The organism is candidate division WOR-3 bacterium (assembly GCA_016934535.1).
GTDB lineage: Bacteria > SDB-A > SDB-A > SDB-A > SDB-A > JAFGIG01.
Window position 1 is genome coordinate 22,784 of record JAFGSQ010000003.1, and the last position, 10,334, is coordinate 33,117.

At 44.4% G+C, this 10,334-nt stretch carries 7 protein-coding genes; 6 read left to right on the forward strand and 1 reads right to left on the reverse strand.

The annotated features are described in order from the left end of the window. Positions 1-7: 7 nt before the first annotated feature. The 6 genes from JXL83_00370 to JXL83_00395 all read left to right on the forward strand — a co-directional run bounded on the left by JXL83_00370 (position 8) and on the right by JXL83_00395 (position 9,542). Positions 8-1,063, forward strand: coding sequence for a PorV/PorQ family protein (locus JXL83_00370; protein MBN2362567.1), 1,056 nt, complete (start codon positions 8-10; stop codon positions 1,061-1,063). 52 nt (positions 1,064-1,115) lie between these two features. Next, on the forward strand, positions 1,116-1,763 hold the full coding sequence (locus JXL83_00375; protein MBN2362568.1) for a MotA/TolQ/ExbB proton channel family protein: 648 nt from the start codon (positions 1,116-1,118) through the stop codon (positions 1,761-1,763). A 36-nt stretch (positions 1,764-1,799) separates the two neighbouring features. Then, the gene (locus tag JXL83_00380; GenBank protein ID MBN2362569.1) at positions 1,800-3,509 is read left to right on the forward strand and encodes a T9SS type A sorting domain-containing protein; all 1,710 of its coding nucleotides are present in this window, start codon (positions 1,800-1,802) and stop codon (positions 3,507-3,509) included. Between the two features lie 119 nt (positions 3,510-3,628). Continuing rightward, a complete protein-coding gene (locus tag JXL83_00385; protein MBN2362570.1) occupies positions 3,629-5,332 on the forward strand; it encodes a T9SS type A sorting domain-containing protein in 1,704 nt (567 codons plus the stop codon). Positions 5,333-5,435: 103 nt separating this feature from the next. Next, positions 5,436-6,983 (forward strand): S8 family serine peptidase, encoded by a 1,548-nt coding sequence (locus JXL83_00390; protein MBN2362571.1) that lies wholly within the window; start codon positions 5,436-5,438, stop codon positions 6,981-6,983. Between the two features lie 9 nt (positions 6,984-6,992). After that, positions 6,993-9,542, forward strand: a complete 2,550-nt coding sequence (locus JXL83_00395; protein ID MBN2362572.1) for a S8 family serine peptidase — start codon at positions 6,993-6,995, stop codon at positions 9,540-9,542. A 3-nt stretch (positions 9,543-9,545) separates the two neighbouring features. Here JXL83_00395 and JXL83_00400 read toward each other — a convergent pair. Next, on the reverse strand, positions 9,546-10,334 hold a 789-nt coding region (locus JXL83_00400; GenBank protein MBN2362573.1), incomplete at its 5' end, for an HAD-IA family hydrolase.

A 10,334-nucleotide genomic window follows, 5' to 3' on the forward strand; every position in this document is an offset into this window, starting at 1 on the left:
GGGCGAAATGAAAAAAATAATTCTTTCGATTTTCTTCCTTCTTCCTTTGCTTCTGACCGCTCAATCCAACGTCGGAACGGCGGGATTCATGTTTCTGATGCTTTCACCTACGGCTAAAACAGCCGCCATGGGGAACGCAACCACCGCAATTGCCGACGACGGCTCGGCTCTTTGGAGCAATCCTGCCGGAATAGCGATGGTCAGAAGCGTCAAGGTAGAAGAAGGCGATTCCGTTTACTACAGGAGAGTGATATCTCTCGCTCCCATGAAAGTTTCCATAAGTGGAACAAAGTATGTTTCGGGAATATATCACACATATTTCGGCGTGTCCTATCCGATCAGCCAGAGTATAGGTACCGTGGGTCTTCAGGCAATATATTTGGGTACAGACGCAATGGACGAGACAGCACCTCCGGGATTCGGTTATCCCGTAGACGAACTCGGCAGGACCGGTAGAACGTTTAAAGCCGGAGAAATGGCTCTGGGTCTTTCTTACGCGAGAATGCTAACCGACAAATTTTCTGTTGGATTGTCGATTAAATACATTCAGAGCCAAATTCACGATTTCTCGGCTTCTAACGTAGTTATGGACATCGGTATGATGTACGACACGCACTTCAAGAGTATAATGATAGGTATAGCAATGTTGAATTTCGGCGGTTCCGCCAAATACATAACTCAGGATTTCAATATGCCTATGGACTTCAGATTCGGGCTTTCATTCGTCCCCTTCAAATCAGGAGCGAACAAGATTCTCATTGACACCGAAGTCAGCCATCCGAATCATTCTGAGGACAGATTCTTCGTCGGAGCCGAGTATTCTTTCAACGACATGATGTTTTTGAGACTCGGTTTAAAACCCGGTTTCTACACCAAAGAAGAATACGATGCGGAAGGACAGCCCGAAGTCAAAAGAACCTATCTCGGGGAAGAACAGATAAGCACAGGAGCCGGATTCAGGATCCCGATGGGACCCAAAACATCGGTTTCAATTGACTACGCCTTCACCAAGTTCGAGTTCCTCGGCAATGTCCACAGGTTCTCGCTGGGCGCTCAATTTTAAAATAGAGGGGAGGAATTTCCTCCCCTGCTTTTTAACAAGGAGGTTTTGACAAGTGCTTGTTCTTTTCGCAAAAGGTGGATGGGCTATGTGGCTTTTGCTTTTGGCGAGCGTCGTCGGTGGTGCCGCGATTTTCGAGAGACTGATGGTTCTTTGGAAGATTTCAAAAAGTAGAAAAAGATTTTTGACTGAATTTGTCGGTTCTTACAGCGTTGAGGACAGAGGAAAAAGAGCCGCAGATGTCTGTAAAAAATACGACAGCGCCATATCCCGCGTAGCAGATTCTTTGATAGCGCAAAATCAAAAATATTTTAATTTGAATGAAGAGGAAAAGAGATACGCTTTCGAAGACGCAGTCGGAATTGCAGCCGTCAGAGAACTTGAAGTCCTTGACAAAGGTCTTGACATTCTCGCTGCAGTGTCGACGATAGCTCCACTGGTCGGTTTTCTCGGAACTGTCGTAGGTATGATGATGGCGTTTGACTCAATTGCCAAAGCAGCGACGGTCGACCCGGTCCTCGTCGCAAGCGGAATACAGGTCGCCCTCATAACAACAGCCGCCGGTTTATTAATCGCTTTTCCTGTGAGCGCTTTTCATGTATACTTTACTTCCAGGATCAATTCGATTACGAAAGACATCGAATACGATTCTGTTAAATTGATTGATTTTCTTCTTGGGAGAAGTAAGAAAGAAAATTGGTAGTTTGGTTTTGACAAATGTAACAAGAGGAGGTTAGAAATGAAGAAAAGTGTAATGTTTGTAGCATTGATGCTGATGGCGTTCGGTCTTTTTGCTGACGTTGCCATCACAGGAGATTGCTGGCAACCTTATAAGGCTTCAGTGATAAACAACGTGGATGTTACAACTCCTGTTCAAGTCAATGCTCAGGGATATTGGAGGGGTATTGCGCAGCCGGGAAGAAACCTGACATGTAAAAACGATACCATATCGGTCGTTTATTCAGTATTGACGACTACTCCAACATATAACCAGAAGATGTATCAGTCATATTCGACGGACAACGGCGCGACATGGTCATTAAATGCAATTGGTCATAATGACTGCCTGAGGACTTATCCTCACGCCGACCAGATTTTTGATGTCACAAATATGTCCGATCCCTTTGGTGCATCACCTTATGTTATCTGGGCGGAAAGGCTTTCATCAGCTGCCAATGACACACTGTTTTTTGCATACGACGATTACCCAACTTTCGGACTTTTCAATCCGGTTCCGGTAAATGTGGGCATAACTCCTTATTTCCCAGTTGTTTGCGTTTTCGGAACAGGTGATAGCTTGATTGCCATGGCTACAGATAATGCAACAGACGATCTGATTGAATGGGTGTCTTATGACGGCGGAGTTACTTGGACACAGGTGACATTCAGACCTATCGGAACCGACCAAGGATCGGTCTCGACTATGATTGATAACGGGAAAGGCGGATATGCTGTGGCTTTTTACAGCATACAGGAAGCGACCGGAGAGAATTTCCCTCCCCGCTACAAAGAAACAAACGACTACGGTCAGACCTGGTCAGCTGAGCAGCTGCTTTTCGACGTCGAAGTCGGAGGATATACTTTTTCAATGTCATGGCAGGGATACAGTGTAGTTATGGACCCCATCAACAATTATCCTTACTTCCTCGTTAAACTTGACACAGGCATTACAACGAATGAATCGTACACGTACGGAGAAATTTGGTTCCAGAAACCGAACGGCGGAACACCAGGAGCATACACTTTTGGCGATGCGGTTCCTGTTATAGTAGACGACCCGAGCGTTTTCAACCACATAGCTTCCGCACCGACGATAGCTTTTTACAGATCAGCGGTTGATTCAAGTGTTATTCTTCTCGGCACAGTCAGCGCTTTTGTCGATGAAGTCATCGGTACGGACACTTTCACTCAGCTTCAGCTTATCGTCGTTACATCGCAAGACGAAGGAAACACCTGGGACGAATACCAGATAACTTCCTATGACGCCGGCGGTTTAGACAAATCTTATCCGAGCGGAGCATCATACATTGACTCAGACGGCGATTATAACATATTCTTCACTGACTCGACACAGGGCGATAATGTCGTGTCTCCTGTTTATCACATTTCGTGCAACGTAGTCACTGATCTCGGTCTTCCCGCAGTGGGACCCTACGTCGTCGGTGTCGAAGAAACTCCGATAAACGAAATCCCGAACATGTACAATGTTACGACAACAACACAAAGGGGCCAGTGCAGTTTTACAATAGGTTTACCCGAAGGCGGAATGACTTCACTAAGAATATTCGATGTCTCCGGAAGAATTGTCACCGACGTTGTAAACAGGTATCTGTCAGCCGGGCAGTACAAATTCGACTGGAACACCGGAACTGTTCCTTCTGGAAACTATGTTTTCAGGCTAACTTCCAACGGATTTATTACTACCGGTAAAGTCTTAATTACTCAATAACAGAACTGATGATTAATAAGGGGAGGGGAAAACCTTCCCCTTTTTTTATTTGCGTTGCAAAATAAATGGTTGAATTATATAAGGAGTTTGCGAAAACCATTTAAAATAGGAGGGCTGTGATGAAAAAATCATTAATGATTGTTTCATTTCTGTTGTTGGCATGGTCCATTTACAGTGATGTCCTCGTAGACGCGACCGATCTGGCAATGCCTGTTTCGTCAGCAAAACCACCGAACCTCGGAAAACTGGCAACTCCAGTCCTCATAACCTCCGACATGAACTGGAGGGGTGTCGTTCAACCCGGCAGAAATGTCATCGCTAAGGGAGACACGATATCTGTCGTTTATTCTGTAACGACAACGGATCCAACGTTTACACAGCAAATGTATCAATCTTATTCGGTTGATGGAGGGCTAATCTGGACTGCTAATCAGATAGGCCACAACTGGTGTGTCAGAACTTATCCCCATTCCGACCAAATCAACAATATCACAAGTTCTGACCCACTGGGTGTGTCCCCTTACATAATCTGGCAGGAAAAATTGGCGTCTACCGTCAATGACACTTTATTCTTTGCTTATGATGATTACCCTGTTTTCGCGCTATTTAATCCTGTTCCCGTTAATGTGGGATTGAGTTCATATTTTTCATATATTTGCGTGTGGGGAGACGGTGACACTCTTTTTGCAACCGCCCTCGATTGGATTACTAAAGATATTAGGGGTTGGACTTCAGAAGATTACGGTCAAAACTGGACACAAGTACCATTCCGCACGATTGGTTCTGATGCCGGTGCAGTTCAAGCCTTGGTGGACAACGGAAGTGACGGGTATGGATTTGCCTATTACGGTTTACAGTATGTATCTGGAAGGCCAATATATCCCAAGTTTAAGGAAACTACCGACTACGGACAGACCTGGACCTCTGAACAGGAATTTTTGAACATTGCGGTGACTGACAGTTTGGGTAACGACGATACACTTTCAGTCACATGGCAGGGATTTTCTCTAATTGTAGATCCAAACACGAACATTCCATATATAGCAGGCAAATTTGATCCTCATAAAGATCCGGACTACAGCTACAACTACGGTGAAATCTGGTTTACAAAACCCAGCACGGGTATTCCGGGAGCCTATACATTCGACGCTAACAACCCAATTCCAGTTTTTACTGGAGATCCTAATGTTTTTGAACACTTGGCCGGATACGCTACAATTTCATATTACTATTCATATCCAGATTCTGGAATAGTTCTTATGATATTTTTCGACGCTTTGGCGCAGGATTCATTGAGCTGGCAGCTTTATTGCGCTTCTTCTATTGACGAGGGCAACACTTGGGATGTCCAGCAGGTGACGCCGAACGACACGGCTATGGAGAATGACATGGTAGATGCCTCATATTACGTGAGTCAGAATGGAGACGTTAGTATTGTTTTCTGTAATTCGTCAGGAACGCACAACGAAACAGATCATCTCGAATATTATTACTTACCGGTCAACGTGGTGATGGACCTCGGTCTTCCCCCGGTAAGCGTTGAAGAGAACACCGTGGTTGTGATTCCCAGTGTGTACAGAGTCAACGCTTCTACGACGCGTGGACAGTGTAGTTTTGCCGTTGGACTGCCCGAAGGCGGTATGACTTCACTAAAAGTTTACGACGCCACTGGAAGAATGGTCACGGAACTTGTCAACCGTTATCTTTCAGCGGGCCAGTACAATTTCAGCTGGAACACGAGCGGAATCCCTTCGGGTAATTACATTTACAGACTGAAATCGAACGGTTTTGTGACAACGGGTAAAGTTATCGTAGCGGAATAATATTATTTTAATCTATAAAAGAGAGAGGAAACCTCCCTTTTTTGTCTTTTGTTTACTTTATTAATGTTATATAATTACCGGTGAAGACCTAAAAGGAGTCCCAATGACAGTAAGGAACGTATTGTTTTTCCTCTTTGTTTTACCTTCATTATTAATCTCGTCGGATTTTGCAAGCGGACAAATGATAGTCAAATTCAGGAATGAAATCAGGGGAAGCCTTGCTTTTGAAAAGGAAGGCGATTTGATTGTGTCTGGATTTAAGGATTTAGATGAAGCACTCTCCGATTTCGATGTGACTGATTACGAGCAGATAATCGAAAACTACGACAGCAAAAGAAAATTCGATTACGGGCTTGATATGATTTATCTGTTTTATTTTCCTGCTGAAATAGATGTCTGCGAGTTTGTCAGGACAATTTCAAAAATTCCAATTGTTGAATACAGCGAACCTAATTACATAAGAAACGTTTTTTCTTCAATGGTTTTCAATCCTTTTCTTGTGCCCAACGACCCTGATTATTCACAGCAATGGTTCCTACCGAACATCGGCGCCGACAGCGCGTGGAATATTGAAACCGGAAACCATTCAAAGAGAGTCTGCATAATAGATGTCGGCATGGAGTATTCTCATCCGGACATCTCGGGAAACTGGATAACAGGCTACGATTTCTACGACGACGATCCGGACCCGGACCCGGGTTTTTGGGGATTTTTGGAAACACACGGAACGCATTGCTGTGGCTGCGCAGCGGCTGTGACAAACAATTCGGTCGGCGTCGCTTCAGTCGGTTACGCGATAGGACTCATTGGAGTAAGGGCGGGTTTTCTTTTTTCCATAAGCGATGCCGCCGCAACTCAAGGCGTCTATTACGCCTGCACAACGGGAGCTTCAGTAATATCGATGAGTTTCGGCGGTCCTGATCCGATAACGACTCTGCAGACGGCAATCAACGAAGCGTACAACAATTACGACATAATAGTGTGTGCAGCCGCAGGCAACAACGGTGACACGGTGCCGCAATACCCTGCGAACGGCGAAAATGTCGTCTCTGTTGCCGCGACAAACTCGGCTAATCAGAGGGCGAGTTTTTCAACATACGGCGGCTGGGTCGATGTTTCAGCTCCCGGAGAAGACATATATTCGACCTTGCCTTCTTTGGGTGGAAATTACGGTTTGATGAGCGGGACTTCAATGGCGTGTCCTGTGACTGCCGGATTGCTGACGCTTATGAGGTGCCGTTTTCCGTCTGAGACAAATTCCCAGATAATAACAAGGCTCTACGCGTCCGCAGATTCGATGCCTGCGGAACCGCTTATTCTTCAGGGACTGATGGGAGCCGGAAAGATAAACGCTTTCAGGGCTCTTCAAGACGCTTTAAGCGTGGAAGAAACACCTTGCATAAAAGATTTTGACATAAAAATTTACCACTTGAACGATGGAAGAACGTCGCTTATAATTGCTTCTTCCAGGGGCTTGGAATGTAAAATAGATCTTTTCGATGCCTCCGGAAGACTGACGACCAGGCTTTTTGAGGGACAACTCCTTGGAGAAAAACGATTGGATCTTAGTGGTTTATCTTCGGGAAGTTATATTTACAGAATTAGTTCAGTGGAAGGCTTTTTTACGGGAAAAATTGAAATTATAAAATAGGAGGAATGAATGAAAAGAAATGTCGTCGCATTTTTACTTTTATCGGTTGTAGCGCTGCCTCTTTTGGCGGTTCAAACACACAAACCGGGCGAAGTGGTAGTAAAATTCATAAACGATTACAGGGGAAGTATTTCCTTTGACAATGAAAACGGAACACTTGTCTCAGGTATAGAGTCTCTGGACAAAATTCTAGCAGACAATGAATTTAATGATTACGAAATTCTTGTTGCCGATTACGATTTCAACAGGAACAAGGATTACGGACTCGACATGATGTATGTGTTCAGATCGAGTTCGGACAAAAACGCTGTTGCCAGTATAAACGACTTTAATGAGCTTCCTTTTGTTGAATTTGTTGAACTGAACATCGCTGCAGATTTTTACAAAACGCCGAATTTCACAGGATGGGAGCCTTTCTATTTGCCCAATGATCCATATTACACAAACCAGTGGTTTTTAAACACAATTTATGCGTTTCAGGCTTGGGATCTTGTTGTAGGCAATCACAGCTCGATTGTAGGGGTAGTTGACGATGCGTGTGAAAGAAATCACCAGGACCTGCAGGCTAACTACATTACAGGTTACGATTATGTCAACAATGACAATGATCCTACTCCTATTGATACATCTGAAAGTCACGGAACGCATTGCTCTGGTCTTGCGGCGGCCGTGACGAATAATTCATTGGGAATAGCCGGAGCGAGCCATAATGTCGGACTGATAGGTGTGAGGACTTATTATCTGACACAATGCGCTCAGGGAATTTATTTCTGCTCGCAGAACGGCGCAAACGTTATTTCAATGAGTTGGGGTCCGGGAAGTTCAGGCATCCTCGCAGCGATTAACGACGCACACGACAATTACGATGTCATTTGTCTCTCTTCAGCGGGCAACGACAATGTCAGCACTCCTACGTATCCCGCGGCGTATGACAATTGTGTTGCAGTGGCATCTTCTGGTTCGGGTGATTTCAAATCGAGTTTTTCAAACTACGGTTATTGGATCGACATCACTTCTCCTGGTGAAAACATGTATTCGACGATTCCTTACGGTGCATACGGATACATGGACGGAACATCGATGTCCTGCCCTCTTGCGGCGGGTGTAGCGGCGTTGATCAGGGTGTTTGACCCTTCCATTAGCGCTGATTCAACTGAATTAATATTGGAAGCCGGATGCGATGCTATGTTCAACGATCCATATTTTAATGCAGGCAATATGGGTGCCGGAAGAATTAATGTCTTGAGATCAATAGGTAAAATGGGTTTCACGGATTTCAGATTTGTAGGATCAGAGGTTTCCGGCCCGGGTGGTTCTTTTCATATATTGCCGGGTCAACAGGGGACGATTGAAATTGAACTGGTATGTGACACGGCTTACAGATCAGCATCGTCAATTCAAATTACGGCCTCTTCTTCATCTCCGATCATAGCGTTAACTGACAGCGTGTCAGATGTGGGTTCTGCCAATCCAGGCGATACAGTGTCCAATTCATCCGACCCGATAGTTTTCAATGTTTCTTCTTCAGCAACAGTTCAGTTCGTCGATGTGGATTTCGTAATATCGAGTAATCCAGATCCGATAAATAGTACTTTCACGATCAGATTTCCAGCCGGAGGCATCCCTGAAATATTAATTGTAAACGCCGATGTACATGGAAATTACAGCAACAAGTATTCGGATCCTTTAGAACGTTTGTCAAGAATGTACGATGTATGGTATAGGTATGAAGACGGGCCGGTAAGTTCAATAATCCAGGATTATCAGATGATAATCTGGTATTCCGGAGACGCCACCGTGAGTGACAGTGTGCTTTCAGGACAGGATATAGTCGATTTAACAGGTTATATTGACTCGGGGAGGGACTTGTTTATAACCGGACAAAATATTGCTCAATTCTTAAACGGAAATTCGTTTTCAACAGATTATCTTCATGTTGCGTGGATTAAAAATGGAACTGTTTCCGGTTTAGATGCAGTATCTGGATCAATATTTGACCCTATAATGGTCGCAACAGCAGGAGGTCAACCTTCGAATCAAAATTCGAGGGATGTTGTTTCAGCCACTAACGGAGGAAACGAAGCACTTGAATACCTCGGCTCATCGGATGTCGGTGCTGTTACATATTTCCAGGGTTCCGGCAAAGTCGTGTTTTTCGGTTTCGGTTTTGAAGCCATTTATCAAACTGGACCTTTCGCGTCTCCTGACACTGTGATGAAAAGAGTATTAGACTGGTTCGAAACAGGCGTGGAAGAACAACCTGTTATAGCTGACCCCGACATAAACACGCTTCTTCTGACTGTTAACGGAGTCTCAGTATTCACTTCTTCGGTGCATTTTTCAGCTGATATTCCGCAAGACGAAGAAGCCGGAGTTTATGTTTTCGATATAACGGGCAGAAACGTCAGAACAATAGCTTCAGGACTGACTTACGGTTCGCACAGACTGACGTGGGACGGAAGAGACGAAAAAGGCATACAAGTTTCAGGAGGAAACTACATAGTGAGGATGATAGGAAGGAAATCTTCATCCTCGACCAGAGTGCTTCTGGTAAGATAAGATTCACTTTGGGTTTTTAAAAAGACCCGTAACTATTTTTACAACTTCGAGGGGTGAAGCCGCTGAAAAATCAGCCGTAACGCCCCTCGTGTCGTTGAATCCCCAACAGGCGAGAATTGAAATGCATCCCGCGTTTTTGGCCGAAGTTATATCCGTCCAGGCGTCGCCGACGAGGGCTATCCGGCTTGTGTCGGTATTTTTCTTTAAGGCTATTTCTTTTATCATGGCCGGATCGGGTTTGAGTGGAAAACCCATTCCTCCGGTTATTATGACATCAAAGTGGTGTGTCATTCCGAGCGAATCCAGCAATTTTTTAGTCATAATATTCTCTTTGTTGGTCGCTATACACAGTGAAATTTGCAAGTCCTTAAGGCATTCCAGCGTCGAAATAATCCCTTCGTACGGTAAACTTTTGTCCGTGATATGATTTATATAATGCTCTGAAAAAATTGTTTTTGCGCTTGAAATGGATGTTTCGTCGCAAAATCTGTTTTCCAAAGAAGTTCTGACCAGGTGGTCAAATCCCTGGCCGACGGCCTTCATTGCCTCTGCCTTGGGAAGAGACTCCAAGCCCAGGGTATTTCTGAGGTAATTTATTGATCCTACAAGGTCATCTGAAGTGTCTACCAGAGTTCCGTCAAGATCGAAAATAACTGTCAAAGGTCGCGAGTAAGTCATTTCATTAAATTCAGAAAAATATACTGGAATCACTAGTGTCCTATAAAAAATAAAAAGAAAAAGACTGGTTCCTAAAAAGAAAATATAATCAAAAAAAGCTAAAAAAAGGAACCA